We start from the raw sequence: 26550 nt of genomic DNA on the forward strand, positions 1-26550 counted from the left end.
AAAAGCGCATGAACAAACGTTTGGGGATCGAAACGACTGTAGTTACTTTCGTATGGATACTTGTCCTGGTTGGTTGGAATGTAGTACAAGGTATGCTGGCCACATTCAAGCACGAGCCTAAGATAACACAATTGCACCCATCGGGTGCGATATCGCGAGTAGAGTTCGGCAGTGTCACAACTCCCGATGTACTCATGATTACTTTGGGGGCAGTCAGTGCCTTGCTGTTTGCTGTAATCTATTACGCAGCTCGCAGCTGGCAATCGAACAAAAGGAAACACACATTCTGATTCGGTTGGTTGTATTTATCCCGTTAACAAGCTGCTGACCAAAGCAGTTCTTTCCTGAACAGGCTGAGAAAGAACTGCTTGGATCGGGAGTTATTTTACAACCAGGAAGTATTACAGATGTTTGGAGATGACCTCTTCCAGACCTTGTGCGACGGAATGTGCCCCTCGCTCCAGATGACGTTCATACAGGTGCAGTCGCACATACGTTTCATCGGTGCCCATAGCTTCCGATAACATGCCGCTAAGTCCACGAGCACGGCGGTCGATCTGTAACAACAACTCCAGTGAATCGCCCATGGGATAAAAAAGCACTTCCAGTTCGTCCAGATACCCACGGAACTTGCTGGTAGGCACATATTCGAACTCCTGCACAAATGGCAGATTGCCGCCAAGCTTGGGCGCATAGTCGTTGGTCACTTCACGCAGCTTGAATCCGAGCAGATCAATGGCATCCAGAACGATCTGCATCTCACGGGATGGTACCACATGTAATCGGTCCCGATCTGAAGGGTCTACTGCGCTGGAGATATCCAGCCCCGTTTCCACCCATACGTCTGCACGGTGGAGGGTAATTGGCAGATTCTGTGGCAGATCGAATTGAAAGCTCTTCTCGAGCTTGTCACCAGGCTGCAGCGTGAATCCATCTGTAAGCAGATATTTTGCAACGACAGCCGTCTCCTGTATTTTGCGATCGTTGCTTTCCCGAATGTAGTGCGTTTTGATGGACAGATAGATTCGATCCACCTGCTGATCCACGTCCCCGCCTTCAATGTACACAACCCCGGACAGAATACCTCCCGGCATGACCTCTGTTGTATGTAATTCTGTATTTACCTTTGCTGCACCTACACCAACACTAGCCAACATTTTTTTGAAAAATGACATGATAGCAACCTCCAGATTCCATGGTTTTTGAGAGGGAAAGATAGACTTCGAGCTTAATACGGCTGCCAGAATAGATACGTTTCAATTTTTGATAAAACAGGGGAAACGGCATTTTTCTGTCGAATACTGGATAGAACAGAATTGTTAAAATACGTAAAATGGAAACAAAAGAATGGAGGATGGCATGCGGAAAACGATGATATTCGGAGTAATCGGAGTAGTGTTGTTAGTCCTCGTGAGTGTATGGATTTACCGTAATGCTGCACCGAGTCTGACTGCACAGGACGTTACAATGACCGGCACAATAAGGCAGCTGGATTCGGAAACCGTTGAAGTCGAGATGGCGGTTACACGAACCAAGGAGGATCATGAACCACATTTTATCTTCCCTTTAGTTCCTGGTTGGGGAGGGCTTTCGTTCACAGAAGAACAACAGAAAGGGTTGTTCAGGCCTTCGTCCGTAGGAACTTCCTATCATGATCAGGTTATCCTGGAACAGACGGTGAAAACACAGGATCACAACGATAATCAGATCACAAAGCAGGTATTTTCACAAGATCTGACAGGCTTTTCTGTACCTGATGAGGCGGGAACATATAAGATGCGTTTTACGCTTAAATCACTGGATGAAACCGTTCAGCCGCTTCAGAATCCGATGGTATATTATGTTCATAATGAACGGTGGTTGGGTAAAAACCTGAGCTGGGCAGCTGGTCAGAAGCTGGATATCGTGAAGGAGGAGGCGGAATGAACTGCGTATATCAAGCGGGTGAAATCACGGTTCGGTTGCTGGAGACAAGGGATGAGCAAACGCTTGTAAAATGGTTGTCCGACCCGGAGGTGCTGCAATATTACGAGGGCCGGGATCAACCGCATGATCTGGAGCGGGTAAGAACACATTTTTACAACCAGGAGGATGGAGCTAGCCGTTGTATCGTGGAACATAGCGGCCGGCCGATCGGATATATTCAGTTCTATGAAATAGAGGCAGAGGAACGTATGGCATATGGTTATGGTGAGAAGGATGGATTGATCTACGGGACAGACCAGTTTATCGGTGAACCGGATTGCTGGAATAAAGGGCTTGGTACACAATTAGTACAGTCTATGACGTCGTATCTGGTCCACGAGAAACGGGCTCGAAAAGTCGTGATGGACCCGCAAGCTTGGAATAAACGGGCATTGTCCTGTTATGAGAAGTGTGGCTTCAGACGGGTAAAACACCTTCCGCAGCATGAGTGGCATGAAGGACAGAAGAGAGACTGCTGGCTGATGGAATATACCCCTTAGCGTACAGTGCAGACCGTGTTAAGATGAATATTAGATTATTGAAGGGAGATATGAAATGGACTTCAGATATCCAATTGGGAAGTTTGCACATACAGGTGAGGTTACACAGGCTCAAAGGAAGCAGTGGATTCAGGATATTGCCGAACTGCCGCAACAAGCAAGAGAAGCGGTGAAAGGCCTTAGTGAAGAGCGGTTATGTATGCCATACCGGGAAGGCGGCTGGATGCTGAAACAGGTTATTCACCACATGGCAGACAGTCATATGAACAGTGTGATTCGTTTCAAGCTTGCTCTGACAGAAGACACCCCTGCGATTCGGCCTTACGATGAAACACGCTGGGCAGAGCTGAGCGACTCCAGAGAGCTGGATATCGAGGTTTCCTTACAGCTGCTGGAGTCCTTGCATCAACGATGGACGGCATTGCTGAACACCTTGTCTGATGAGGATTATGCCAAACAGTTCTATCATCCTGCGTCGAAGGAAACGATGCGACTCGACTATTGCGTGGGATTGTATGCGTGGCATGGCAAACATCATGTGGCACACATCACTTCGCTTCGAAATCGAAAGGGAATATAAATACGCAGCAAACTTTGGTTGCTGTACAATTGTTTATGAATATGAGGAACAAAAGAACACCAGGAGGATAACAGCGTGAACAGTATACATATTCGTCTTCTGGATAGACAGGACCCTCCGGTTATTGCACAGGCATTTCAGGAGCAGGGATGGTATAAACCTTCGGAATTATATGAGCGTTATTGGGAAGAACAACAGAACGGGGAACGTGTGACGCTGATCGCTGAACTGGACGGGCAATTTGCCGGTTACGTCAATGTGATCTGGACATCGGATTACCCTTCGTTTCTGGAGCAGGGCATTCCGGAGATCAGTGACTTCAATGTGTTGATTAAACACCAACGTAAGGGCATTGGTTCCGCTCTGATGGACCGGGCCGAGCAGGTGGTGAAGGAACGTTCGAATGTGGCTGGTCTTGGTGTGGGAGTCTATGCCGATTATGGCAAAGCCCAGGTATTATATGCCCATCGTGGATATATTCCAGATGGCCGGGGGCTTTACAGGTACGATCATTACCTTCAACCAGGTGAAGAGACGGTTATCGACGACGATGTTGTTCTGTATTTAACCAAAAAGCTGGTTTAACATGTTATACTCAACTGGAATCTGTAGCAAACTGAAGCAGAAGCATATGGAGATGACTTGACTAGAGGAGTGGTGCAGGCATGTTTAGCAAAGTAGGCCAGATTATGCTGTACGTAAATAACCAGGATGAAGCATTGGCATTCTGGACGGAGGTTGCCAGATTCCATATTGTGGACGAGGTTACCCTTGATGGAGGAATGCGCTGGATCGAGATCGCACCGACAAAAGATTCCCAGACAAGCATTATATTGCATGACAAAGAGGTCGTGGCACGGATGTCGGAGGGGGTCAATCTCGGCACACCTTCATTGATGTTTTTCACAGATGATCTGGATCGGTTATATGCGGATTTGTCTGCCAAACATGTAACGGTTGGAGAGATCGTTGAGATGCCAACAGGACGTGTGTTCAATTTTGCTGATAATGAGAAAAATTATTTTGCCGTCATGGAGCGGAAGGGTTAAAAATAGCTGTATAACGGCTAGTTCATCATTATGGTTTCAAGCGGGCGACATGTACTGTCGGCCGCTTTTTCCATGTGGAAAAACAGAGGAAATATCTTGTTAAATATACAAGAAAAATAGAGAATGAATGGTTGAAAATGTTATAATAGAGTGTAGATTGTTATGCTGAATGTATTGATAAATTGTGGTGAAAAACATGGATGTTAAGTGATGAAACGAAAGGGGTTTGGACTTGGAAAAAACGATTAAACGTGTGCAGGATCTCTATGACATGCTCGATGCAGATTTCAGATCGGCAAAGCAATTTTGGGAGCCGTTCTATGAGAATCGGGACAGACCGATTCCTTTTTTTCCAAACAAACCGGATGAAAATTTAGTTGCGAGTGTAGATGCAGGCCTGCTGAGCGGGGGCAAGGCACTCGAACTGGGCTGCGGGCCAGGTCGGAATGCGTTGTATCTGACTCGCCAGGGTTATCAGGTCGATGCGTATGATCTGTCTGAGACTGCGATTGCCTGGGCAAAGGAACGGGCGGCTGAAGAGCAGCTGGATGTACATTTTGAATGTCGTTCAGTGTTTGAACTGGCACCACAGGAGGAATACGATCTTGTCTACGACTCGGGTTGTCTTCATCATCTGCTGCCGCATCAGCGTATTCCTTACATCGAGATGATTCAGCATGCGCTGAAGCCGGGAGCCTATTTTGGCATGACCTGTTTTGCACCGGGATTCGGTGGTCAGGGCGGGCCGGAGCATGTGATGGATGATTGGGATGTATATCGCGAGAAATCGATGCGGGGCGGGCTTGCTTTTACAGAGGAGAAGCTTCGTTATTTACTGGAGGATACGTTCGAGTGTGTAGAGCTGCGCCCCATGAAGGCCATGGGTCAGGAAGAGGCTTATTTTGGCCTGCCTATTCTGTGGGCGACGTTGTGGAGAAAGAAGCAGTAGAAAGGTGGAGAGATGATGGGAAGCAGATACTTGATCATCACAGGTACATCGAGAGGAATTGGCAGACAGCTTGCAGAGCTTTGTTTGGAAAAAGGTGATGTGGTCTATGGTATAGCACGCGGCACATCCGACTTGGGGGATACGTACGAGCGGTATACTCACGTGCAGTTTGATATTGAAGACATCCACAGCATCGATGATCTGATCTCGGGCATATTGGAGCAGATTCCGCTTCCTGATGTGGAATGCATCGGACTAATAAACAATGCAGCTATGCTTGAGCCGTTGAAACCGATCGACCAGTGTCTTGCGGATGAGATTAGCGTTCAGCTGAATATCAGCTTGGTTGCACCGATGATTTTGACATCATCATTTATCCATTATACGAATCATATGACAGCACAGCGCAAAATCATCAATGTAAGTTCTGGATCGGGCAGTTATCCCGCGCCTTCCATGGCAGCCTACTGCACGTCGAAAGCCGGAATCGACATGTTTACAAAGTGTGTAGCCATGGAACAAACCTCGCAGCCCAATCCGGTACATATTATCGCCTTTGATCCGGGCATGGTTGACACGGAATTGCAGGCTGTGGCAAGAGAGAAGGATGCAGAGGAATTTGTCCTCTCCAGTGTATTCCAGGAGGCATACGAGTCAGGTCAGCTGAGATCCCCGCATGATGTGGCGCAGGACATCTTGAGGCTGCTGGAGGAAAGCGGTTATCCGTCCATAAGCAACTAAACAGGAGGAGGAGAAGGAACAGTGAATCTGGCGAATCGGATTACATTGGCAAGAATCGCATTAATTCCGCTGTTTATGCTATGCTTTCTCCATCAGCAGGGTTGGATGATGGCGATGATCATTTTTGCAATAGCTGCAGGTACAGATAAACTGGATGGGTATATCGCGAGAAAGTACAATCAAGTAACCAGGCTGGGTAAACTACTTGATCCACTTGCAGACAAACTTTTGATCTCTGTGGCACTTATTATGATGGTGCAGGAGAATATGATTAGTTCGTGGCCTGTTGTTGTTATTATTGCACGTGAAATTGTGATAACAGCCTTACGAATGGTAGCTGCCGAGCAGGGGATTGCCCTTGCGGCTGACCAATATGGAAAAGTCAAAATGGTTCTTCAAGTCGCTGCCATCCTTGCAGTTTTACTTCATCATGTGTTGTTTCATTCGTTTACAGACATCCGATTGGATATGATATTGTTATGGCTGGCTACAGGTGTTACTCTATTATCCGGTTTGAATTATATCATCGTAAATTATAAGTGGTTGAGATAAAGTACAAATATTTCCTTGTTGGCCCTGCATTTACATGTGCAGGGTTGTTTGTTTTTTTGCAAAAATCGGGTGCGGCAGAGGTGGTCTCCCCTGTATACTTGGAATAGATAAATGTACTTACAACGATTTCTAAAATGTGCACTTCAGTACGGGTTCAGGAGGATTACATGCAGCAAGAAGAAACGGCTGGTTTCCAGGGCGACTGGCTTCAATTTATGATTATGACCAACAAACTGGAACTGCCTCCGCTGCCAGCGGATACGATGGATCGTCCGAGGCTTAGTTCACAATACGCCGAAGTTATTCAGTCCAAACTGACCTTGTTGACTGCCCCCGCCGGCTCAGGGAAATCAACATTATTGGGGAGTTGGCTGAAAAGTGCGGCAGGACATGCCGCCTGTGTCTGCCTGGATGAGAAGGATCAGGATCCCCTTCAGTATTGGCTTTATATCATTCATGCCCTGGAACGCGTGAGGCAGGGATTATGTAGAGATGTTCTGCCTTCGTTTTTGCAGCGATATGCAATTGATCCGAGATCAGCATTAATATTGTTGTTAAATCGTGCTGCTCAGAGCAGTCAGCATGCGTTGCTTATTTTGGATGATTACCATGCCATAACGCGGCCGGAAATTCATGCGCAGATGCAGGAGTTTATCGAACACCTCCCTTTGTCTATTCATCTGGTCATATCAAGTCGCACGTATCCTGCGTTTAAGCTTGAGAAGCTGCGCCTCAGAGGAGAGTTGAAGCAGCTTACACTTCAGGAGCTTGCGTTTACAGCCGAGGAGGGCATTGAATTTTGCCAAAATGTTATGCATATGGAACAGGCCAGCAGGGATGCGCTTGAGTGGGTACAACAGACGGAGGGGTGGGCAGCTGGTCTGAAGCTGCTTGCTTTATCTCACACATTGAGCATAGACCCGGTCAAAAGTTCAATGCCCTTGATCTCTCCAGACCGCTATCTTGCAAATGACGCAGAGACAGGAAACAGAGTCATTTCGGATTATTTGTTAGAAGAGGTATTCCAGCGCCAGTCATCGGAAATGCAGCGCTTTTTGCTTCGAACTTCGATAGCAAGAAGCATGAATAGCCATTTATGTCAGGTTTTAAGCGGTTTGGACGAAGCTCCACAATTGTTAAGACAGCTCGAGAAGGAGCATCTGTTTCTTATCCCGCTTGATCGGGAAGGCGTGTGGTATCGTTACCATCATTTATTTTCGGCATTTCTGAAGCGGGAGCTGCTGCGCAATCATTCAGCAGAGATGAATGATTTACATGGACTTGCCGCTCTGTGGTATGAACAGCAAGGCTCTCCATCTGAAGCGCTTGATCATTATATTCTTGGACAGCATTTCCAGGACGCGGCCAGGCTGCTGGAAGAGCTGTTTGCCCATTTTATTATGGGAGAGTGGTGGACGCTCCGTAAATATTTTGATGTTTTGCCGCTGGAGATTGTGAAGGCTCGTCCCAAGTTATATATGTCTTATCTGTTTCTTGTTGCGCGTGAAATGCCTTACGGAGAAATGGTGAAGCAGCTGGATGAGTTGGAGCAAGTCATCCGCGTGCGTCTTCAAGGGCAGGTTGCACCAGAAGTTATTGAATATTTGCTGCAAGTGATCTGTGTAATGAGGGCCTATATGGCTTATCTTAATCGTGATTTGGAAGGACTATCGTCTTATCTGGTGTCTTATATTGATCAGGGCTACCCGGATGATATCGCTTTTCAGTATATGGACTATGATCGAAGAGAAAGTATGCGGCTGCGCAGCTTTCATGGCGTTCAGGGTTACTTGAGGAGAGCGGAGGCCTGTTTTGGAGCCATTACAAAACGCTGGTTTGCCGAGCCTGCCTATGTAACGTCCTACTATGGTGTTGGATATGGCGAGGTTTTAATGGAACAGGATCAGTTATTTGAAGCTGTGAAGTATGCGGATCGAGCCCTCGAAGTGGCTTTGCAAATCAAGGTGGCTGCGCTGATCGTTCCTGCATATGTTCTGAAAGCCAGAATTGAATTCAATTTGGGCAGACCGGAGGAGAGTGTCAAGCTGCTGCTGCAGGTCGAAAGTCTGTTGTCTGTTAAGGATAAGGATTACTGGCAGCCGACTTTGGAAGCACATCGTAATCGAATAGGGCTTGAACTGAGTCCTGTGGACACCGCCACGCGTATTCTCGCTGGCACTGTAGATGGAGATATTCATTCCTTTGAATTAAGCTGTGACCAGCTCTTTCAGTGCATGGTTCGCATACGTGCAGCAATAATTGTTGAGCGGTATGATTACGCACGAGAGGAACTGAAACGAGTCCGTGAATACGCTGAACAACGTGATCTGTTGACTGAACAGATTGAATGCGGACTGTTAGAGTCCATATTACTGCAAAAACAGGGATTTCCGGACGCTGGTATCACTGCGCTATCCCGTGCCCTGATTTTGGGGGAACCTGAGGGATATATCCGTTCGATTGTTGCTGAAGGAGAACAGCTGAAACAGCTGCTCCAACAATACTTGCTTCTTCGCCGTACCAAGGCTATCCCGGATGATGGAGTTAAAATGACGTATGTGAAACAATTGCTGTCTGCTTTTACCCGAGACCAAAAGGTACGGGGGCGTTCTGCAGCCTACGAAGTGAAGCAGGACCAGAAGGAAGTGGGGTTAAGCCCCATGGAGCAGAAAATATTTGCTCACATCTCGGAAGGCTTGACGAGCAAGCAGATTGCAGCCGAATTCGGGATATCACCTGGCACAGTAAATACACATATTCGCCGTGTGTTTGCCAAGCTGGGAGCAAGCAGCCGTACGCATGCCGTGCAGATTGCTGAGCAGCGGGGCTTATTATAATGTGTGGAACAATGTCTACTTTTTTGTAGACTGTCTGAAAGATGCACTGTCTCCTACAATGAACATAATGAAATAACGCTATGAACCTTCGGTGTCATCAGCGTTAAGATCCTGTAGGAGGTCGTGTATAGAAATGTCTAATCGTATATCCAATCGCAAAGGGGACGCTGAGCATAATAGGAAAAAGGTTTCGCCGTATTTGGCAGCCATGCTATCCTTGACGCTCATTGGAGCTCCAGGAGCAGTGAGTGCGGCTGATGACGCCACAAGCATTCAAGACTTGCAGCAGGCGGCACCATGGGCCAAGGAAGCCATTGAAAGGGCTGCCCAGCAGCAGTTGATTGTTTTAGACGGAACAGGTCGTTTCAACCCAGGCGCATCCATGACAAGAGGGGAACTGGCACATATGCTCGCTCAGCTTCTGGAGATAGACACCTCATCGTCAAACCAACGTCCAGGTCAGTTATTTAAGGATCTGGAGCATACGAGTGCGAACGGGCCTTATATCTATGCTCTCCATTCATCTGGAATTATGAAGGGATATCCGGATGGAACGTTTCGGGCAAATGGTTTAGTGACCAGGGAAGAGCTGGCTGTTACGATGATTCGGACATTACAGAGTATAGGGTATGATGGGGTGTCCAATGAGCAGCGAGCTTTATCATTTAAGGATACAACTGCTATTAGTGCATGGGCTCTTCCCAGTGTGCAGCAGGCCGTTGAATTAGGTATCCTCAAGGGAGAGAATGGGTATTTCGCGCCAAAACGCTCTACGTCCAGACAAGAAATGGCTGTTATTGCGGTCCGTGCAACCGAAGCAATTAAAGTATTGAATGAAGCAGCGGGTTCAGAACAGGGTGGTTCCAACCCCGCGTCCCCAAACCAAGATTCGGGCAAGGTAACAGAAACGCAGGGTACGACATCAGGATCGGGCGGTACAGGAAATGTCTCTGGCAACAACAGCAGTAATGCTGGAGCTACGCCAGGTGGAGGAAGCGGATCAGGATCGGTTAATCCAAGTAACCCTGCTGGCCCCTCGAATCCTTCTAATCCAACTAATCCGTCGAATCCGGGAAGCGGTAACCGTGCGCCTGTTGTTGCTCCGGGAGGTTTGCCTGCTCAGGAATTGACGCTGGATCATCCTTTTAAAGAATGGCAAGCCTCCTCTTATTTCAGCGACCCGGACGGTGGAGCATTGAAGTATGTTGTCTTGTCGGGGGATGAGAATGTTGTATCCTATACTGTGATTGGGCAAGTGATTCGACTTGTACCACGGAATGCCGGTGAGACGAAGCTGACTATTCAAGCCGTGGATGACCAGGGCGCAAGTGTAACGGCACAACTCCAGGTTAAAGTACAAGTGAATACGATTAGCCGTCAATTCCCTGATCCGAACTTGGCTGGAGCTATGGCGTATTGGCTGCAGAAGGATGTGAATGATCCGCTGACCAGAGAGGAACTGGCCGAGGCTCTTGTTCAGACGGATGGCGGATTGTATGCGACCAATGCAGGTATTTCCGATCTTACAGGTGTCGATATATTTAAAGGATTAAATGTCGTTGAAATTGATCTTTCCGGTAATGAAATAAGCAAAGCGGATGCCTCCGGATTTAAACAATTACGTTGGTTGAAACTATCAGGGAATAAGCTGAGTGAAATGAATGTTACAGGACTGGATCAGCTGCAGTATTTGAATCTGTCCAATAACCGCCTTGCAGCGTTGGACGTGAGTGGACTACAAGCATTGCAGACTCTGGATGTGGAAGGGAACGAGCTTGTTCATCTGCCTGTCGGCATTACTGATTTGCCCGAGCTGCAATACTTGAACGTCAGTGACAACCCGATACGTCTTAGAGAAGAGCCCGATTTCACAATGCATCATGCGCTGCTGCAGCGTTTGTCGATGTATGGTTTTGATGACGCTTCACCTGATGTGGTAGAGGCTCCTGCTGGGAATATCGCTTATGTAGGTGAAGGTGAGCTTGAAATCGACCTGTCTTACATGTTTGAAGATGAAGATGACGACAGATCCACGCTTGTACTACAAGCTAAATCGCCTGATGACCAATTGGCAGCTGTCCGAATGGATGGGCAGAAGATGTATGTTACTGCACTTGGAGTGAGCAATCAGCCGGTTCAATTTGAGGTAGAAGCTAAGGACACTTTGGGAAGGCTTGGAATAGGTTACGTATATGTCGATCTGAAAGAAAGAGAATAGAATATTGAAATCAGATTAAAATGATTTACAGCAGACGCACTTTCCTGTCAGGAAGGTGCGTTGTTTCTATTTTGGATCAATTTGTATAAGATGAGGAGGAGTCGTGTTCGAATGCAAACGATGGGAAGCAGCCCTGATTTATAATGAATTACATATCATGACGAAAAGGGGAATAAGAATGTCACTTGCAAACATCACACCAAGCACAGCAGAGGATTCCGCATATGTTCGCCAGCAATTAATTGCGTATAATGCGGGACATGTGGACGAAGCGTTAAGAGATCGATACGAAGAGCTTCATTTCCATATTCGAAATGAAACGGGGCAGATCGTGGCCGGGGTACTCAGCACGCTATGCTGGAACTGGGTTGAGCTGGATATTTTGTGGGTCGATGCGAAAGAAAGACACAAAGGATATGGGACACAGCTGCTTCTGGAGGTTGAGCGTTTGGCCAGGGAGAAGGGCTGTGATTTCATCATGCTGAACACGTTCTCGTATCAGGCTCCGGAATTTTATCGAAAACACGGTTATCAGCTCATGACCATGATTGAAAATGCACCCACGGGACATCAGCATTATTATTTTAAAAAGGACCTTACACCAGAGAATGGGAGTGGTGCATAACAATGATTACGATCAAGCAGATTGAACCACAGGATTTGCCCGGGTTAAACCGGCTGTATCATGAATTGATGGGCACACCGCCCGATGAACAGCAGATGAATGAGCAGCAAATGCAAAAGACGTTTCAATATATGGAGAAGAACGGGCATTACTATGTGCTTGGAGCCTATGATCATGATGAGCTTGTTGGATCGGTCATGGGGATTGAGTGTATGGACTTAATGGGTTCATGCGAGCCATTTATGGTTGTAGAAAACGTCATTGTTTCGGATCGTGTACGCAGGCAGGGCATCGGACAGAAGCTGATGCTTGAGATTGAACAGATTGCCAAGGACCGGGGGTGTGCGTACATTATTCTGGTGTCGGGTGATCAGCGTAAGGAAGCGCATCGATTTTATGAGAAACTGGGCTTTAGGGACGAATTGGTTCAAGGGTATCGCAAACATTTGTAAGACAAGAAATAGGAAGAAGAAAAAGAATACATAGGAGGTTACCGAAACATGCGTATCGTGGATAACATCAAAGTCTGGGGGGAACCGCTGGAGAATGCTGTGAGTCAGGCGGTAACTTGTTCTCAATATGGAGACGTGCTGGGTGTAGCTCTTATGGCCGACCATCACAAGGGATATTCGCAGCCGATTGGCGGGGTTGTTGCTTATCGCAACATGATCAGTCCATCCGGGGTAGGTTATGACATTGCCTGCGGTAACAAAGCTGTGCGCACCAATCTGATGTGGGACGATATTCGAGACCGGATTGCGGTCATTATGGATGATATTCAGACAACGATCTCATTCGGCGTAGGCCGTAACAACCCTACTCCAGTCGAGCATGAGCTGTTCGATGATCCGAGCTGGAAGCTGTTTGATTCGATCGAAAGCGGACTGGAGCAGAAGCTGAAAGTTCTGGCACGTAATCAGCTTGGAACCGTGGGCAGCGGCAATCATTTTGTGGATATTTTCGTCGAGGAGAAGACAGGCAAGGTATGGATTGCCAATCATTTTGGCAGCCGCGGCTTCGGGCATAAAGTGGCGAGCGGGTTCCTCAATCTGGCGGCAGGACGAGAGTTCAGCGGTAAAGCTCCGGGTGAATCGATGGATCAGCCGCCAACCCTGTTTGACCTGGACAGTGAAATGGGTGATATGTATTGGGCGGGTATGACTCTCGCGGGTCGTTACGCATATGCGGGACGAGATTATGTGATTGAACAGGTGCTTGGCATTCTCGGAGCGAGCGCTGAATATGCGGTACATAATCATCATAACTTTGCGTGGAAAGAGCAGCATATGGGCGAGGAAGTCGTCGTTGTTCGTAAAGGAGCCACACCACTGGCGCCAGGGCAGCTTGGTTTTGTCGGTGGGAGCATGGGAGACATGTCCGTCATTGTGGAGGGTATCCAGAGTGAGGAAAATACCGAGTCCTTCCGCAGCACGGTTCACGGGGCCGGGCGCATCATGAGTCGTACCCAGGCGGCTGGCAAAATGAATTATAAGCTCCGCAAACGTATGGGCGGCGAGATTAGTGAAGAACAGATGCAGGCGGCGATTCAGGCTTACGGGGTAGAGCTTCGCGGAGCTGGCACGGATGAAAGCCCGTTCGTCTACAAGAAATTGCAGGATGTACTGACTGCACATGCAAATACGCTCAAAATCAATCATGTGCTGCGCCCGGTAGGCGTGGCGATGGCTGGAAGCAATGAGTTTGACCCATACAAGGATTAATCAAGGTTTAATCAAAGACTGATCGAGGACTCATAATTTTGAAGCAAACTTTGACATAAGAGAGGACGAACGCAATGAGAAATTGTGCAATATACAGCTCCCAGTTTGATCTGGAGCAGCTGTATAAGATCATTCAATCCATCTATCCTGATGCTTCCATTAAGCGAAGAGAAGACCAGACGCATATTCAAGTGATACAGAAAAAGTGGTTCAGCAAAAAAACGAAAGGCTTCAATATCATGACCAGCCAGACCCATCCCGAAGAGTTCAGCACGATGATTCAGGGCATGCTTGGTTTTCTAAGTCAGATCGAGGGGCGTAATGCTGCGCTTCAGGAAAAGGTACTGATCAAGTGCTCCACCCTGAATATGGTGATTGGCATCGAGACCGAGGAAGATATCTCGGAAGAGTTCTTTAACGAGTTATTACAGTTGGCCGAAGCGCTGGATGCCGTCATTTTCTGGGGAGGCGGCTCCCTGCTTAATGCTCAGGGTCAGCTGCTCCTGGATGTGAATGGTGAATCCGAGGTAGAGGATTACACTGTTACCGCACACACCAGTTATCTGGATGACACCCGCCCGCCTGCAGCGGATGCTGTAGAGCGCAAGGCACGTTCAGAGCAGCGACTGACAGAAGAGGGAATTCCGTATAATGTGAATCTGCCAGCACGAGCAGGGGAGAAAGACACAACGATTCAAACGAAGGAAGAGGTGGCGAAGCGTGCCGTTGCTCTCTGCCTGGCTGCACTGAAGGGCGAGTGTCTGGGAGCAGGCGAAAGTGCCGATGACACTGCAGCGCTTGTGCAGGAAGTGATCGATAAATATGATGCATCCACCTTTTTTTCTCCCGATGAAAAGTCATTTCTGGATCAGCATGGAGCAGATCAGCAGGATGTCATTCGTTTCTCCTGGGGATATGAGGCATACCATGTCATGTTATGGGCACTTGGGTACGTAGAGGAATTGGGTGCACCGACAGAGCTGTGTAACGTAAGCCAGGATGTCGGTTATTTACAGCAAAAGGACAGCTTCGCGGAATTTCTGTCAGATGCCACACTGCGCAGCAAAAGCGAAATTTTGGATGAGGCTGACTTGATCTATCGGTACAACTGGGTGTGTGTGAACAGCCGGATTAAAGGGGAAGCTGCGCCTGCCGGGCTTAATCCCGGTGTAGCTTATGAACGGCATCGTGCACTTAACTGGCTCATCTGTTATCTCGATCAGGCTTGGGACGAGGTGCGTACGGATACGTAACAAAAAGCCACGAAACGGATCTTTTCGATCTGCTTCGTGGCTTTTCACGTTAGACGTGTTCATGTTGAACAAGATTGTTATAGAGTGCTATAGAATGTTATGGAGTGATTGAGAGTTATGGCTTAAGAGTAACGTCCATTTCCAGCTCTTTGATATATGTCTTGTCGCCGCTGCTCACGATTTTGTGCTGATCATTCATCTTTTTCCCTACAACGCTCCAATTGTCCGTGTTCACTGTGAATGTGTACGGTTTGATTGTCACTGATTTTGCATTCGGACTGATCGCATCATACAGTTCATCCACTTGATATTCCAGATCGGGAGCCCTGTGGAAGAAGCCAAGCCTCCGTTGATTCAAAACTTTGCCTTGATCGTCTACGATCTCATAGTACATCATGGTCGGAGCATATTTTCCTGTTTGCTCAGAGGAAGCGGGCACCTTTCCCGTGCTTTCGAGAATTAGGCGTGTATTGGTCACGGTAGATTCTATTTTTTGCAATGTGTAACTGAAATTTTCGTGGATTTTTGTCTCATTCGGTTGAATGACAAGTTTGTTGTCACTGATTTTTACGGGTACTTTGAATTCAAAAGGCTCCTCTACCCGAGTTACTTTTGTCCGAACGGTAAGCTCGAATTCATTAGGCAGTGACCCTAGATTCGTATATTCAGCAAATACAGCGTTCGAGTTTCCGATATCATCTCCATAAGAGCGAAAGGACTTCAACTCTTCATTATTAATAAAGGTTACAGGTGCTGTGACATACCCCTTCTGCTGCTGCTGTTCCGGCACCTGGCGAGATTTCTTCCATTCGTTATCTCCCGAAACAACCTCGCTGTCCATAGGAATGTACGGGCTGGTGACTTTCTGCGGGAGATGCTCTCCGGCACGTTCAATCGTGTAGCTCAGACGGGTTCCATCATATAATACGTTTGTCAGTGTTAAGGTCACTCCGTCTTTAGTGATCTGTTTCAGCGGCTGTGTCAGAATACCTTGATCCACTGCTCGTCCAATCTCATCGGAACTCAGCCCGTAGAACACAGAACCGATTCCTGGAATTTGTTTCAATGCACTAGCCATTGTTGGTGATACAAATCCTGCGCCTATAGCACCGGCTCCCATAACTGCAGCTATGGAGGCTGCGGTTAACGTCCGTTTCAGTATTGTAGATCCATTCCGTTGTTTGGTCATGTTTCTTCCTCCAATTTGATTCATAATTTCACTGCTCATACTATGTCGCGGCATGGGTGTGTTGCGTATCCGCTGCTCCAATTCTTCAAGCGGCTGGTCAGGAAAAGGGTTGGGCTGTTTGTCCATGCAGTTGTCCTCCTTTGGTTGTCTGCTCCATCAGCTTACGGCGAAGCCGTTCGTACTTCTTGCGCAGGGTAGCAGACCTGGTATTCATAATGATGGCAATATCCTCAAAGGTGTATTGCTCCACAGCCTTCAACAGCAGAATGTGACGTTCTTCCGGTGTCAAATATTCCATGAGCTCTTCAATGACTGTTGTATAAGGATATTCCTGTACAACAGGTTTGTGGTGTTTGTACTCATCCACCAGCTTCAACCAGCGGCTGTGCTTTTTCTTCAGATTCATCAAATGATTGTAGGCTACTTTATACAGCCACGAGGAGAAACTGACCTTTCTTTTATAACTATTCAGATTCTCGTAGGCCCGAATGAAAATCTCCTGTACAGCATCCTCAGTCTCTTGATGATCTTTAAGAATGTAATAACAATAGGTGTACATCTGACGTTCAAACTCCTGTATGATTAGCTCATAGGCTTTTTTTTCGCCAGTGATCACTCGCTGTACAGCTCGCTCGATTCGTTCATTTTTTTCTTTCTTAGCCTGCATGTCCCCGGGGATGGCGGCCTGCATGGGCTCACCTCCTTGTCTTGATGTTTATATAACAATCTGAAAGAGTTCATCTGTGACATGATTAAAAGTTTTCTTGTGATGTTAATCGAAGTTATTTTTTGATGTTAACTTTCATTTCTAATTCCTTGATGTATGTCTTGGTTCCGGAGCTGATGATTCTCCCCTTTTTGTCCACTTTTTCTCCCACAATGCTCCAATCCGAAGGTTTTACTGTGAAGGTGTAAGGTTTGATTGTGATCGACTTGGTTTGCGGACTGACGGCATCATATAGTTCGTCAATGTGATACGTGGTGCCAGGTTTTTTGGAATAGAAACTTAATTGTTTCTGCTTCAACGTCTTGCCCTGGTCATCTACAATGTCGTAATACATCATGGTTGGTGCATATACACCCGTTTGCTTGGAGGAAGCAGGTACTTTTCCTTTGCTATCCAGCACGAGTTGGGTCTGGGTAGAAGTAATATTTATTTTTTTAACTGTATAACTGAAACCTTTGCTTTCCTTCGTCTGATTCGGTTTGATTTGAATAATTCCGTTTTGTTTCTTAACAGGAATCTTAAACTCGAAGTTCTCCTTAATGCCGCTTACAGGCATTCTTAGAGTCAATTCAAATTGGTCTGGAAGAGAATCGGATTTATATTCCAAAATGGCACTATTTTTTTCTTTTAAATGACTACGCAATCCAAACGTGGCTTTACTGTCTTTTTGACCATTGATTAGAATTTCAGGTGTCTTCAGATGGCCTTTCACGATATTTTTTTGATTATAGGAAGCCATCATTCCCTCAGGCAGACCCTTGCCTTCACGTTTTATCGTTATTTTTAGTGATAAACCATCATACTCTACCTCAGACAACGTAAGTTTAACCCCATCATGAGTTACACTTTTGGCGTTTGCCGTACTTGCTTGAGCTGCTTCTGCAATAGTTGAAAAGTTCCATAATGCTCCTGTTCCTGTCGTTGTTACAGCCGCTGCCATAAAACAAGCCACAGCCACTCTTCTTATTGAAAGGTTCTTCTTCATCTGATCTTTCATGCTTTTCCTCCTGTGTCATATGATTATCCGGATATCTATGTAACAATCCCTGACCATGATATTGTGACATTCATAGAATAAGAGAACTTATATAGGGAGCATGAGTGATGTCTTTTATGTATCAGTTCATCTAAGATACGCTGTAATAGAGAGGGATTATTAAGGAAATAGAAAACGCCGCAGAGCGTTCTCTACGGCGTTCAAAAATATGAGAAGCTCGGCAAACCGATCATTAACTAGCCGAGTGAGTAAGGAGGGTTTTAATTGCGGGATACAAATTCAGGCTGCTCGTAAATAAAATGTATGATTGCTGAGTAGTACGGATCAAAATCCGTTCGGTGGTGCCGTTAACAGGCCCGATCCGAATCGCCGAAGGTTCACTGCCTCCGTATGTATCATCCAGTGTGACAGATGTGATCTGTGCAAAAGGGATTTCAATTTTGGAAAATTGCCAACGGATAACCAGTCGATCCTCTACTTGTTTTGCGCTTACACCAAACATCGAATGACCTCCTTGATCTAAGAAGTTAAAATAGTTGGATGAATAGTTTAGTTTTAGTATATCATTTTTGGTTAAAAATCCCTAATTAATATAGGTGGATTCAGGTATGGAGTGTCTGAAAACTCTGTAGAAAGCAGTTTTTGCCGAATTTTCGTTCCAAGCAAGGTAGTTTCTTGCAGGCGTGCCGGGGTACGTTAAAGGGAAGTGACGTAGCAGGGGGCGAAAAAAAAGGGGGGAGCTGCACTTCAGCAGGTTTCAAGACACGCCCTAGAATCAATTCATGAGGAGGTGAGCTGTATGGATGGCCTGAATGCGTATCATTATTTTGAAAAAGGGAGAGGTCCTTTCTGCAATCTCTCCAGTTTATCCCTGGAAGAGTCAGAGACAATCTTGCAGCAGATTCGGGAGAACGGACGAATTTTTGCCAGTCAGCGGACTGCCGACTATATGGCTGTCAGAAGAGAGCTTGAGCAGATGGCAATTGCGAAGTTTCTGACCAAAGGAGGTCAGCCGGTTCAACCCTACCCGCATTATCTGACCCTTGGTGCATGCCCTTGGCTGGAATCCTGGTACATGGAGCCAAACCATGTCATCATTCCGTGGCATAAGCTGCCCGCAGAAGTTGTGAGCTTCACGTATGGCGATCTCTTTCCAACGATGCGTTATGCCGATGATAAACCTTATCGCAGGCAGGTCTATACCAAACATGAAATCCTTGAACAGATACAGACCTATGGCTTTCCGCAGGAATGGAATCGAACGGGCGAGCAGGGGCCCGAACGATATATTGAGGTCCAGGTCTGGGACAATCGGGTTATTGATGCCTTTCGCTAGATGGGCTGCTTAAGCTGGATTTACTCGAAGAAATAATCCCAGTAAACCAAGGAATGCAAAAGCCATAAAAGCTGTCGTACTGGAAAACACTTCGATGGTATACCCTGCCATGAATGATCCCAGAAATTGTCCAACGCCCAGTGCGAGAAAGGCGAGACTGATTCCAATCGAGACATTGGGTTGGAATAGTCTTGTTGCCCATACGATAAATATACTGGAGAGAAAAATATATGTGCTTCCGAACAGGATGGCGGATACCAGGCTTGCGGTCATCGATGGCAACAGAATAACGCCAAGCGAGATGGATAACAACAGGATGCCTATACGATAAGACCAGCCTAACTCAATTCGTTCAATTATTCGGCCTGCACATCCGCCGAGTATGCCTGTAATCCCCATTACAATCCAGAACAGGACGGCTTCCGAATCGGAGGCCCCTTTCTCGTCCGTAAGGAAGTTACGGGCAAACGTCCAATAGATGGCAGAGCTTGCGCCTGTTAACAAACAAGCCATCAGTAAAGCCGATCCTGGTCTGGTTGGTCTCATGCAAGACCAAATGGACTTGGTGCAAGGAAGCGTCTTGGTTGCAGGAATCGTATGTCGATTCCAGAGCAGCACCGTTATTCCGATCAGGGCGAACAGGACATAACTCAGGCGCCAGTAGTCTGTGCACAGCAAGTAGAGCGGACCAGAGACGATGATGCCAAAGCTGGTTCCTGTATTGATCCAACTGTTGCCTCTGGCGTGCAGATTTGGCGCGAGTTCTGCACTGACAGCATTGCCGAGGGCTGGAGAAGCCCAGCCTGTGCTTAGTCCGGCAAGAAAAACGCCGACTGCAAGCAGCCAAGTATCATGCGCCAGTCCAATACCGATCAAGCCAAGAGTGGCACTGATTCCAGCAAGCTGAATCACGTAATGATGTCCCTTGTGATTAATAATCAGCGGCGCAGTCAGAAGTGCAAGACAATACGCAATATAGGTTGCCGAGTTGATGGCCCCGGATGCCGATTCGGATAATTGCAATGCATCGGAAATTTCCGGCATAAACAGTCCGTAGCTGAAACGCCCAAAAGCATAACATACCGCGATAAGGGCAACGCCAGGAAGGACTATTTTTTTCATTGAATTCCACCGCCTTTTTAGATAGAACGATCATTATATTTCTTCTGAAATAAAAAAGTGAGTTAAAATATGAACTCACCCGTTGTGTTATCATTTGAAACTATTTTGAGTCATGTGAATCAGTTCCCGGCACACGTCTTGTACATTTTCCGTTTCGGCCAGCGCCGTTGAACCCTCCAGCAACAGCATAAATTGCATGACACTCCGGTCATTTGCTTCGGGATCACTTTTTTTTATCAGGGTCATGACATGTTTTTTGTGCGCGTTGACGGTTTGCACGACGACATGATCCGGATCAGCCCCGAACTCTTCCTTCGCTCGCAAAAAAAGACATCCTCTGGACTCATGCTCCATCAGCCAATTGGCATGACCCTCGGCCAGATTGAGGAAGATGGATTGTGCCTTGTTATCGGCATATAAGCGCAGTTGCTCCAGGTAGCGCTGTTCGCGGCGCAGAAGCACCTCGACAATCAGGTCATCCTTGGATGCAAAATGGTTGTATAACGTCATGATGGCAACGTCGGCCTCGGTGATGATGCGTTTCAATCCAATCGCATGAAAACCATGAAGATAGAACAGATGCTCGGATACGTTCAGAAGCATTTCCTTTTTGCTACTCATGGTTGCAGGTACACCCCTTTCGTCATTCGCGATACGCGAGATAGAACGATCACTATATCCAAAATATAGAAAGGGGATTTCATTGTCAATCCTGAATTACCGTTTCAATTTCCATCCTTTGAAGGCTTTCAATCCATTCCGATGGGCAGCCTGAGTCAGTAATGACCATGGATATGTGCTCAACAAGTGCAATCCTGGCAAACGTGGAGCGTCCAAACTTGGTATGGTCCGCCACTAAAATGGCTTCTTCCGCGCGTTCCATCATTTTACGCGAGATCATGGCTTCCTCCAGTACATAATCTGTAATACCATCCGTGAAGGAAACACCCCCTGCCGAGATGAACGCTTTGTTGACCTTGAACTGGTTAAGCATCTCATGTGCCGCAGGTCCAGTAGAGGCTAGCACCGCTGTATGGATTTCACCTCCGGCAAAAATGATCTTACCCGCAAAAGATTCCAAGGCAACGGTCAGAATCGGTACTGAATTCGTGATCACCGTGACATGGGAACGATGCTGCAATTGACGCATGATTTCGAGTGTGGTTGTGCCATTGTCGAGCATAATCGTTTCACCGTCTTCAACGAGCGCAGCTGCAGCGGCGCCAATGGCTTGTTTTTCCTGGAGCTGAAGCTGTGAACGCTTTTGAAAAGGGGCCTCCACCATGCCTGAGCGCACACGTACAGCGCCCCCATACACTTTACGCAGCTCGCCTTCCTTCTCCAGACGATCCAGATCACGCCGAATCGTTTCCGTAGACACCTGAAATAGCTGAGCCAATGTTTGTACCTGAACTTTGCCTTGTGTGGCAAGCTGGGCAAGAATGGTGTGTTTTCGTTCCTCGTATGTTAATGACATCTGGTCCGCCTCCTTATATTCTCAACGTTTAATTGTTGTGGATTGTTGTTGTTTCTTATAGTTTAATTTTGATGACAGTCCGCTGTCAATTTCAAACAGAAAAAGCACCTTATATTCGGGTATAAATATATATTGAAAGATATATTGACAGCTGTATCAAGTAAGAGTAGCATCATATAAAACAACTTAAAACCACATAAAAAAACTAAAAACCACAAAAATAACTTAAAATCACACAAAGGGTTAAGAGTAATCCCGGGGAGGACGAAACATTTGAAACCGCATCTTTCTTTTCGCGAAAATAAAACCTTTACCATCGTACAATTCACCGATCTGCACTGGAAGGACGGACGGCCTGAGGATCTTCGCACCCGGCGGATGATGCAGAGCATCATCGAGCTGGAGCAGCCTGATCTCGTTGTATTTACCGGCGATGTCATCTACACCGGGCCCGTTGAGCCGGGAAACAAGGCATGCGAGCATCCGGAGCAGGCCTTCCGTGATGCCGTCTCGGTTGTAGAGGAGGGCGGAGTACCGTGGGCTTTTGTGTTCGGCAACCATGATGCCGAGCAGCGAATTACCCAGACGGAGCTCATGCAGGTTGTTCAGGAACATGCGTACAGCGTGACGGAAGAGGGACCGCGTGACATTGCAGGGCTTGGCAATTACACGCTGGAGATTGCCGGGGAGGATGGCCTTCCGGCAGCTGTGCTGTACCTGCTCGATTCGGGGAGTTATTCAACCGTGGAATCGATCCCGGGTTATGGCTGGATTCAGCAGAGTCAGCTTCGGTGGCTGATGGATGAATCCATACGCGTCAATCCCGGCCGCAGTCGCGGGGATAAGCTGCCAGCCTTGGCGTTTTTACATATTCCGATCCCGGAATATCAGGCGATGTGGGATACGCAGACCTGTTATGGCCAAAAATTTGAGCCCGTCTGCGCAGCACAAGTTAATTCAGGGTTGTTCGCTGCGCTGCTGGAGATGGGGGATGTGATGGGCACGTTCTGTGGGCATGATCATGTGAATGATTTCCACGGACAGTATCACGGGATTCACCTCTGCTACGGACGTTCCAGCGGTCACAGTACCTATGGAAGAGATGGCATGCTGCGCGGGGGGCGTGTCATTCAATTGCGGGAGGGTGAGCGGACGTTTGATACCTGGCTGCGTCTGGAGGACGGATCGGTAGTGGAGGAGCAGCCGGAGCATCAGCCTGAGATTCATTAGAAGCTGCATGCGTGAGCAAGAGAACAAGAGAGGAATATGAACAGCATGATTTTACCTTTAATTCTGGTGCTTGCTTCGGGGATGGCGCATGCCGTCTGGAGTATGTTTACGAAGCGGAGTTTGAACAAAAGTGTGTTTTTGTGGTCCATTATGATGATTCCAACGGTGCTGCTGCTGCCTGTGCTGGTAATGGAATTGTCTCGTGAGCCGCTGCCGATGCCAGCCTATATGCTGTTAATCGTGTCGATGGGGCTTCAGGCGTTGTATTCGTGGTTGTTGTCCCGAACGTATGAGCTTGGCGATCTGTCCCAAATTTATCCGATTATGCGGGGCACAAGTACGTTGCTGGTGCCCTTGATCGGGGTAGCTTTTCTAGGGGAAAAGCTGTCTGTATACGGCTGGATGGGCATTGCCTGCATGATTGTCGGGTTCACGATTCTCAGCGGCGTAGGGAACTGGAGGCATGCTTCCGGTTCTGGAGCTGGAGTCCAGGGGGCCAAGCCGATACTAATGGCCTTATGTGTTGGGCTTTGTACGACCAGTTACGTCTTTGTAGATAAATTGAATCTGCAGCATATTTCGCCTCTGGCACTGCTGGAAGTAACAAACATCGGCTTTGTGGCGGGGTTAACACCGGCCTTGCTCGCTTCAGGCGGCCTGCGGCGAGAATGGAAGCTGAATCGATCAACCATTATGCTGGGGGCTTTGCTGAACCCGGGCTCGTATCTGCTTTTTCTGTTTGCGCTGGAGCAGGCCCCGATGGCCAGACTGGGTCCGCTGCGGGAAGTAGGAACGGTGTTTGCGGCCTTTCTTGGTATCTGGTTATTAAAAGAACAGCAGGGCATGAAACGTATTCTCTGTTCCATCGTGATTTTTGGCGGCATTCTGCTGATTGGTATGTGGGGGTAAGTTCCTGCAAAGCCAAAATCGGGTTCCACTGGACAGATGAAAGCAAGAAATGACAGGCTTCTGCTCGCTGCATCCTGTAAGATAGGAAGCAAGGAGTGATGTAACGTATGAACTGGATTGAATCCATACAGAAGTCTGTACATTATATAGAACAACATTTGCTGGAGTCTGTGACGGTGGAAAAGGTTGCAGCACAGGCACATATGTCAGCATTTCATTTTCAGCGTATCTTTGCTCTGATGACGGACGTGACCGTGGCCGAATATATCCGGCGCAGAAGGCTGACACTTGCTGCCCATGAATTGCTGCAAGAGGAATACAGAATTGTAGACATAGCACTCAAGTATGGCTATGAGACACCGGAATCCTTTTCCAAAGCATTTCAGAGACAGCATGGCGTTACACCAAGTGAGCTGCGAAAATCCGGTGCACCCGTTCAGTCGTATAATCGTCTGGTTATTCAAGTAAGTTTGCAGGGGGTCGAGCCAATGAAGGTTCAACTTGTTGAGCAAGGGGCCTTTGCCATTACAGGTGTCAGACAAACGTTCTCTTACGTGGACGAACAGCATTTGCAGGGGATTGGAACGATGTGGCAGGAGACATATAAGAGTGGCATGGAGGATCGAATTGGTGCGCTGAATGACGGAGTGATTCCGGGTTTGCTTGGCGTCTGCGTGGATCAGGGTGAGATTCAGGACAAACAGATGGAATACTGGATTGCCACAACTTATACAGGCGAGCAGCAAGAAGGACTATCTGTATTAACACTGCCAGCCAGCAAGTGGGCCGTATTTGAGGTACAGGAGCCCATGCCCCAAGGCATGCAAAAGCTGTGGAAGCGAATTGTAACGGAATGGTTTCCGTCCAACCCTTATGAACATGCCTGGCTGCCGGAGCTTGAGGTTTATCGGGGCATGTATGATGCGCCTCAGATCTGGATACCGATTAAATAAAATGGATTAAATAGATCAATAACAACTCCTCTCAGGAACGGTGGTTTTCAATGTGCATTCGCTGTGGATGTGCTTGGAAATAACAGCTTGATGGGGGTTGTTTATTTTATTTGAGGATTAGAAACATGGTATATTGGAAAATAGCAAAGAAAAGAGAAGTTGATATTCTTTGAGAGAGCAGGCTTGAGTTAGGGAGGGAAAAGCTGTGCAGTACGAGCAACAGCTGGTCAGAACGCTAAGGCAGCAGGAACAGATCATGCAGGATTTGCAACGTGTGCGTGAGCTTCAGCTGCCGGATTGTTATATCGGTGCGGGATATATTCGCAATTACATATGGGATGAGCTCCATGGATATGAGAGACGAGAGCTGCACAGTGATATTGATGTAGTTTATTATGATGCCACGAATCTGTCTGAAGAACGGGATAGCCAGCTTGAGCATGAGCTTCGTGCTGCTACAGGCAATCACAAGTGGTCGGTGAAAAACCAGGCAAGAATGCATCTGCGAAATGGTGACGCACCGTATCAGTCTACAGAGGATGCGCTGCGTTATTGGCCGGAGTGTGTAACAGCCATCGCGGTGCAGCTGGATGCACAGGGTCAAATCAGGATATGTGCTCCTTATGGGCTAGAGGATTTATATATGCTGGTTGTGCGCAAAAGTCCTTCTTTCGCGGATACAGCCTATTATAACAAGCGTGTTCTTCAAAAAAACTGGCACGAACACTGGCCTAAACTGACGATTGTACGTGCATAAGTACAGGAGAAGGAGTGGTACTGTATTGATTTTCAAATTTATACGGGAGAAGGGACACATTGTTGATCTGATTCTGCTGGTGTGTCTGGCGTTTTTTCTGGTATTCTGGGGCTGGAACTTCGCCGTGCAATTTTTTACGTTAATAACTGCAGCATTCATCATATTAAGGCGCATCAATTATGAGAAACATATCTGGCTGAAGCGCATACTGCTGACCGGGTTCGGAATCGTGGCTGTTTCTTTCGTTATTATAGAAGCACTTGTGTTCACCCAGCTGGGGTCGAAGGATACGGAGCAAGCCGATTATGTTATCATTCTGGGCTCGGGGATCAAAGGCACGGAATTGACGTTGACTTTGCAGCAGCGACTTGATGCCAGTCTGGAATATATCCGCAGTCATCCGCAGATCCCGGTAATTGTATCCGGGGGACAAGGGCCTGGTGAATCCATTCCTGAAGCGCTTGCCATGAGAAATTATTTGGTGGATCAGGGCATCGACCCTGCTCGGATCACGATGGAGGACCGCTCGACCACGACACAGGAGAATCTGGCTTTTTCCAAAAAAATATTGGATGCAGCGGGGATTGAACATCCCGAAATTATGATTGTAACGAGTGACTATCATATGTTCAGAGCGAAATATATCGCTGCTAAAAACGGCTACGCTGCTGAATACGGCATATCCGCCCCCTCGCCCGGCTATTTGAAGCCGATCAATATGATTCGTGAATATTTTGGTACGATCAAGGCGCTGCTTTACTTGTTTATTCACTGAACATGTATGCGTGATAATTCATTTATTTACTAACTATATCAAGCAATGTCTGCTGCAAGTGAGCGGAGCATTGCTTTTTTCGTGTTAT

General features: G+C 47.3%; 29 protein-coding genes. 21 read left to right on the plus strand and 8 right to left on the minus strand.

Features of this window, described 5'->3' with window-relative positions; all coding sequences use genetic code 11:
- Positions 1 to 8: 8 nt before the first annotated feature.
- Positions 9 to 290, plus strand: a complete 282-nt coding sequence (locus ACQSGY_RS05625) for a hypothetical protein (protein WP_427051043.1) — start codon at positions 9 to 11, stop codon at positions 288 to 290.
- Between the two features lie 111 nt (positions 291 to 401).
- On the opposite strand, the gene ACQSGY_RS05630 is transcribed toward ACQSGY_RS05625, so the two are convergent.
- Complete coding sequence (locus ACQSGY_RS05630; protein ID WP_427051044.1) at positions 402 to 1175, minus strand: sporulation protein; 774 nt, start codon at positions 1173 to 1175, stop codon at positions 402 to 404.
- A gap of 184 nt (positions 1176 to 1359) precedes the next feature.
- Between ACQSGY_RS05630 and ACQSGY_RS05635 the strand changes: the two genes are divergently transcribed.
- The 14 genes from ACQSGY_RS05635 (at position 1360) to ACQSGY_RS05700 (ending at position 14990) form a co-directional block, all read left to right on the plus strand.
- Positions 1360 to 1926, plus strand: a complete 567-nt coding sequence (locus tag ACQSGY_RS05635; protein ID WP_427051045.1) for a hypothetical protein — start codon at positions 1360 to 1362, stop codon at positions 1924 to 1926.
- Entirely contained in the window at positions 1923 to 2465 is a 543-nt protein-coding gene (locus ACQSGY_RS05640) for a GNAT family N-acetyltransferase (RefSeq protein WP_427051046.1), read from the plus strand. The genes ACQSGY_RS05635 and ACQSGY_RS05640 overlap by 4 nt, the downstream gene beginning before the upstream one ends.
- Positions 2466 to 2520: 55 nt before the next feature.
- Entirely contained in the window at positions 2521 to 3045 is a 525-nt protein-coding gene (locus ACQSGY_RS05645) for a YfiT family bacillithiol transferase (protein ID WP_427051047.1), read from the plus strand.
- Between the two features lie 75 nt (positions 3046 to 3120).
- Positions 3121 to 3630, plus strand: coding sequence for a GNAT family N-acetyltransferase (locus ACQSGY_RS05650; protein WP_427051048.1), 510 nt, complete (start codon positions 3121 to 3123; stop codon positions 3628 to 3630).
- A gap of 80 nt (positions 3631 to 3710) precedes the next feature.
- A complete protein-coding gene (locus ACQSGY_RS05655; RefSeq protein WP_427051049.1) occupies positions 3711 to 4094 on the plus strand; it encodes a VOC family protein in 384 nt (127 codons plus the stop codon).
- A gap of 271 nt (positions 4095 to 4365) precedes the next feature.
- Positions 4366 to 5043 carry a class I SAM-dependent methyltransferase gene (locus ACQSGY_RS05660; RefSeq protein WP_186323018.1) on the plus strand — a complete coding sequence of 226 codons (678 nt, stop codon included), beginning with the start codon at positions 4366 to 4368 and terminating at the stop codon, positions 5041 to 5043.
- Between the two features lie 12 nt (positions 5044 to 5055).
- Positions 5056 to 5784: an SDR family NAD(P)-dependent oxidoreductase gene (locus tag ACQSGY_RS05665; protein ID WP_427051050.1), complete on the plus strand. Its 729-nt coding sequence runs from the start codon at positions 5056 to 5058 to the stop codon at positions 5782 to 5784.
- A 21-nt stretch (positions 5785 to 5805) separates the two neighbouring features.
- On the plus strand, positions 5806 to 6336 hold the full coding sequence (gene pgsA, locus ACQSGY_RS05670) for a CDP-diacylglycerol--glycerol-3-phosphate 3-phosphatidyltransferase (RefSeq protein ID WP_427051051.1): 531 nt from the start codon (positions 5806 to 5808) through the stop codon (positions 6334 to 6336).
- A 167-nt stretch (positions 6337 to 6503) separates the two neighbouring features.
- A complete protein-coding gene (locus ACQSGY_RS05675) occupies positions 6504 to 9173 on the plus strand; it encodes a LuxR C-terminal-related transcriptional regulator (RefSeq protein ID WP_427051052.1) in 2670 nt (889 codons plus the stop codon).
- 133 nt (positions 9174 to 9306) lie between these two features.
- Positions 9307 to 11391, plus strand: a complete 2085-nt coding sequence (locus ACQSGY_RS05680) for an S-layer homology domain-containing protein (protein WP_427051053.1) — start codon at positions 9307 to 9309, stop codon at positions 11389 to 11391.
- 178 nt (positions 11392 to 11569) lie between these two features.
- Entirely contained in the window at positions 11570 to 12016 is a 447-nt protein-coding gene (locus ACQSGY_RS05685) for a GNAT family N-acetyltransferase (protein WP_427051054.1), read from the plus strand.
- Positions 12017 to 12018: 2 nt separating this feature from the next.
- The gene (locus ACQSGY_RS05690; protein ID WP_427051055.1) at positions 12019 to 12468 is read left to right on the plus strand and encodes a GNAT family N-acetyltransferase; all 450 of its coding nucleotides are present in this window, start codon (positions 12019 to 12021) and stop codon (positions 12466 to 12468) included.
- A gap of 48 nt (positions 12469 to 12516) precedes the next feature.
- Positions 12517 to 13737: an RtcB family protein gene (locus tag ACQSGY_RS05695; RefSeq protein WP_427051056.1), complete on the plus strand. Its 1221-nt coding sequence runs from the start codon at positions 12517 to 12519 to the stop codon at positions 13735 to 13737.
- 74 nt (positions 13738 to 13811) lie between these two features.
- Entirely contained in the window at positions 13812 to 14990 is a 1179-nt protein-coding gene (locus ACQSGY_RS05700) for a DUF4272 domain-containing protein (RefSeq protein ID WP_427051057.1), read from the plus strand.
- 115 nt (positions 14991 to 15105) lie between these two features.
- Here ACQSGY_RS05700 and ACQSGY_RS05705 read toward each other — a convergent pair whose 3' ends face one another.
- The 4 genes from ACQSGY_RS05705 to ACQSGY_RS05720 form a co-directional block, all read right to left on the minus strand.
- Positions 15106 to 16305 carry a DUF4179 domain-containing protein gene (locus ACQSGY_RS05705; protein WP_427051058.1) on the minus strand — a complete coding sequence of 400 codons (1200 nt, stop codon included), beginning with the start codon at positions 16303 to 16305 and terminating at the stop codon, positions 15106 to 15108.
- Positions 16277 to 16870 (minus strand): RNA polymerase sigma factor, encoded by a 594-nt coding sequence (locus tag ACQSGY_RS05710; protein ID WP_427051059.1) that lies wholly within the window; start codon positions 16868 to 16870, stop codon positions 16277 to 16279. The genes ACQSGY_RS05705 and ACQSGY_RS05710 overlap by 29 nt, the downstream gene beginning before the upstream one ends.
- Before the next feature lie 91 nt (positions 16871 to 16961).
- On the minus strand, positions 16962 to 17903 hold the full coding sequence (locus tag ACQSGY_RS05715) for a DUF5643 domain-containing protein (protein WP_427051060.1): 942 nt from the start codon (positions 17901 to 17903) through the stop codon (positions 16962 to 16964).
- 232 nt (positions 17904 to 18135) lie between these two features.
- A complete protein-coding gene (locus ACQSGY_RS05720; protein ID WP_145403160.1) occupies positions 18136 to 18405 on the minus strand; it encodes a hypothetical protein in 270 nt (89 codons plus the stop codon).
- A 297-nt stretch (positions 18406 to 18702) separates the two neighbouring features.
- Between ACQSGY_RS05720 and ACQSGY_RS05725 the strand changes: the two genes are divergently transcribed.
- Entirely contained in the window at positions 18703 to 19239 is a 537-nt protein-coding gene (locus tag ACQSGY_RS05725) for a hypothetical protein (RefSeq protein WP_427051062.1), read from the plus strand.
- 9 nt (positions 19240 to 19248) lie between these two features.
- On the opposite strand, the gene ACQSGY_RS05730 is transcribed toward ACQSGY_RS05725, so the two are convergent.
- The 3 genes from ACQSGY_RS05730 to ACQSGY_RS05740 form a co-directional block, all read right to left on the minus strand.
- Positions 19249 to 20361: an MFS transporter gene (locus ACQSGY_RS05730; RefSeq protein ID WP_427051063.1), complete on the minus strand. Its 1113-nt coding sequence runs from the start codon at positions 20359 to 20361 to the stop codon at positions 19249 to 19251.
- Positions 20362 to 20451: 90 nt separating this feature from the next.
- Positions 20452 to 20982 carry a TetR/AcrR family transcriptional regulator gene (locus ACQSGY_RS05735; protein ID WP_427051064.1) on the minus strand — a complete coding sequence of 177 codons (531 nt, stop codon included), beginning with the start codon at positions 20980 to 20982 and terminating at the stop codon, positions 20452 to 20454.
- An 85-nt stretch (positions 20983 to 21067) separates the two neighbouring features.
- Positions 21068 to 21838: a DeoR/GlpR family DNA-binding transcription regulator gene (locus tag ACQSGY_RS05740; protein WP_427051065.1), complete on the minus strand. Its 771-nt coding sequence runs from the start codon at positions 21836 to 21838 to the stop codon at positions 21068 to 21070.
- A gap of 273 nt (positions 21839 to 22111) precedes the next feature.
- Here ACQSGY_RS05740 and ACQSGY_RS05745 point away from each other — a divergent pair, with 273 nt between their 5' ends.
- The 5 genes from ACQSGY_RS05745 (at position 22112) to ACQSGY_RS05765 (ending at position 26462) form a co-directional block, all read left to right on the plus strand.
- Positions 22112 to 23068 (plus strand): metallophosphoesterase family protein, encoded by a 957-nt coding sequence (locus ACQSGY_RS05745; protein ID WP_427051066.1) that lies wholly within the window; start codon positions 22112 to 22114, stop codon positions 23066 to 23068.
- A 36-nt stretch (positions 23069 to 23104) separates the two neighbouring features.
- Positions 23105 to 23977 (plus strand): DMT family transporter, encoded by an 873-nt coding sequence (locus tag ACQSGY_RS05750; protein WP_427051067.1) that lies wholly within the window; start codon positions 23105 to 23107, stop codon positions 23975 to 23977.
- 107 nt (positions 23978 to 24084) lie between these two features.
- Complete coding sequence (locus ACQSGY_RS05755; RefSeq protein ID WP_427051068.1) at positions 24085 to 24930, plus strand: AraC family transcriptional regulator; 846 nt, start codon at positions 24085 to 24087, stop codon at positions 24928 to 24930.
- A 205-nt stretch (positions 24931 to 25135) separates the two neighbouring features.
- Positions 25136 to 25687, plus strand: a complete 552-nt coding sequence (locus tag ACQSGY_RS05760; protein ID WP_427051069.1) for a nucleotidyltransferase family protein — start codon at positions 25136 to 25138, stop codon at positions 25685 to 25687.
- A gap of 25 nt (positions 25688 to 25712) precedes the next feature.
- Positions 25713 to 26462, plus strand: coding sequence for a YdcF family protein (locus tag ACQSGY_RS05765; RefSeq protein WP_145403152.1), 750 nt, complete (start codon positions 25713 to 25715; stop codon positions 26460 to 26462).
- The last annotated feature ends 88 nt before the right edge of the window (positions 26463 to 26550 follow it).

Origin of the sequence: Paenibacillus sp. TC-CSREp1 (assembly GCF_050171015.1) — a bacterium.
Classification (GTDB): domain Bacteria; phylum Bacillota; class Bacilli; order Paenibacillales; family Paenibacillaceae; genus Paenibacillus; species Paenibacillus silvae.

Excerpts from the sequence above, each read along its gene's own strand:
- ACQSGY_RS05720 (WP_145403160.1), bottom strand. The coding sequence starts at position 18,405 with ATGTTTGGTGTAAGCGCAAAACAAGTAGAGGATCGACTGGTTATCCGT.
- ACQSGY_RS05695 (WP_427051056.1), top strand. The coding sequence starts at position 12,517 with ATGCGTATCGTGGATAACATCAAAGTCTGGGGGGAACCGCTGGAGAAT.
- ACQSGY_RS05750 (WP_427051067.1), top strand. The coding sequence starts at position 23,105 with ATGAACAGCATGATTTTACCTTTAATTCTGGTGCTTGCTTCGGGGATG.
- ACQSGY_RS05680 (WP_427051053.1), top strand. The coding sequence starts at position 9,307 with ATGTCTAATCGTATATCCAATCGCAAAGGGGACGCTGAGCATAATAGG.
- ACQSGY_RS05630 (WP_427051044.1), bottom strand. The coding sequence starts at position 1,175 with ATGTCATTTTTCAAAAAAATGTTGGCTAGTGTTGGTGTAGGTGCAGCA.
- ACQSGY_RS05660 (WP_186323018.1), top strand. The coding sequence starts at position 4,366 with ATGCTCGATGCAGATTTCAGATCGGCAAAGCAATTTTGGGAGCCGTTC.
- ACQSGY_RS05730 (WP_427051063.1), bottom strand. The coding sequence starts at position 20,361 with ATGAAAAAAATAGTCCTTCCTGGCGTTGCCCTTATCGCGGTATGTTAT.
- ACQSGY_RS05755 (WP_427051068.1), top strand. The coding sequence starts at position 24,085 with ATGAACTGGATTGAATCCATACAGAAGTCTGTACATTATATAGAACAA.
- ACQSGY_RS05625 (WP_427051043.1), top strand. The coding sequence starts at position 9 with ATGAACAAACGTTTGGGGATCGAAACGACTGTAGTTACTTTCGTATGG.
- ACQSGY_RS05715 (WP_427051060.1), bottom strand. The coding sequence starts at position 17,903 with ATGAAAGATCAGATGAAGAAGAACCTTTCAATAAGAAGAGTGGCTGTG.
- ACQSGY_RS05675 (WP_427051052.1), top strand. The coding sequence starts at position 6,504 with ATGCAGCAAGAAGAAACGGCTGGTTTCCAGGGCGACTGGCTTCAATTT.
- ACQSGY_RS05710 (WP_427051059.1), bottom strand. The coding sequence starts at position 16,870 with ATGCAGGCCGCCATCCCCGGGGACATGCAGGCTAAGAAAGAAAAAAAT.
- ACQSGY_RS05685 (WP_427051054.1), top strand. The coding sequence starts at position 11,570 with ATGTCACTTGCAAACATCACACCAAGCACAGCAGAGGATTCCGCATAT.
- ACQSGY_RS05665 (WP_427051050.1), top strand. The coding sequence starts at position 5,056 with ATGATGGGAAGCAGATACTTGATCATCACAGGTACATCGAGAGGAATT.
- ACQSGY_RS05690 (WP_427051055.1), top strand. The coding sequence starts at position 12,019 with ATGATTACGATCAAGCAGATTGAACCACAGGATTTGCCCGGGTTAAAC.
- ACQSGY_RS05655 (WP_427051049.1), top strand. The coding sequence starts at position 3,711 with ATGTTTAGCAAAGTAGGCCAGATTATGCTGTACGTAAATAACCAGGAT.
- ACQSGY_RS05640 (WP_427051046.1), top strand. The coding sequence starts at position 1,923 with ATGAACTGCGTATATCAAGCGGGTGAAATCACGGTTCGGTTGCTGGAG.
- ACQSGY_RS05740 (WP_427051065.1), bottom strand. The coding sequence starts at position 21,838 with ATGTCATTAACATACGAGGAACGAAAACACACCATTCTTGCCCAGCTT.
- ACQSGY_RS05645 (WP_427051047.1), top strand. The coding sequence starts at position 2,521 with ATGGACTTCAGATATCCAATTGGGAAGTTTGCACATACAGGTGAGGTT.
- ACQSGY_RS05735 (WP_427051064.1), bottom strand. The coding sequence starts at position 20,982 with ATGAGTAGCAAAAAGGAAATGCTTCTGAACGTATCCGAGCATCTGTTC.
- ACQSGY_RS05725 (WP_427051062.1), top strand. The coding sequence starts at position 18,703 with ATGGATGGCCTGAATGCGTATCATTATTTTGAAAAAGGGAGAGGTCCT.
- ACQSGY_RS05700 (WP_427051057.1), top strand. The coding sequence starts at position 13,812 with ATGAGAAATTGTGCAATATACAGCTCCCAGTTTGATCTGGAGCAGCTG.
- ACQSGY_RS05635 (WP_427051045.1), top strand. The coding sequence starts at position 1,360 with ATGCGGAAAACGATGATATTCGGAGTAATCGGAGTAGTGTTGTTAGTC.
- ACQSGY_RS05705 (WP_427051058.1), bottom strand. The coding sequence starts at position 16,305 with ATGGACAAACAGCCCAACCCTTTTCCTGACCAGCCGCTTGAAGAATTG.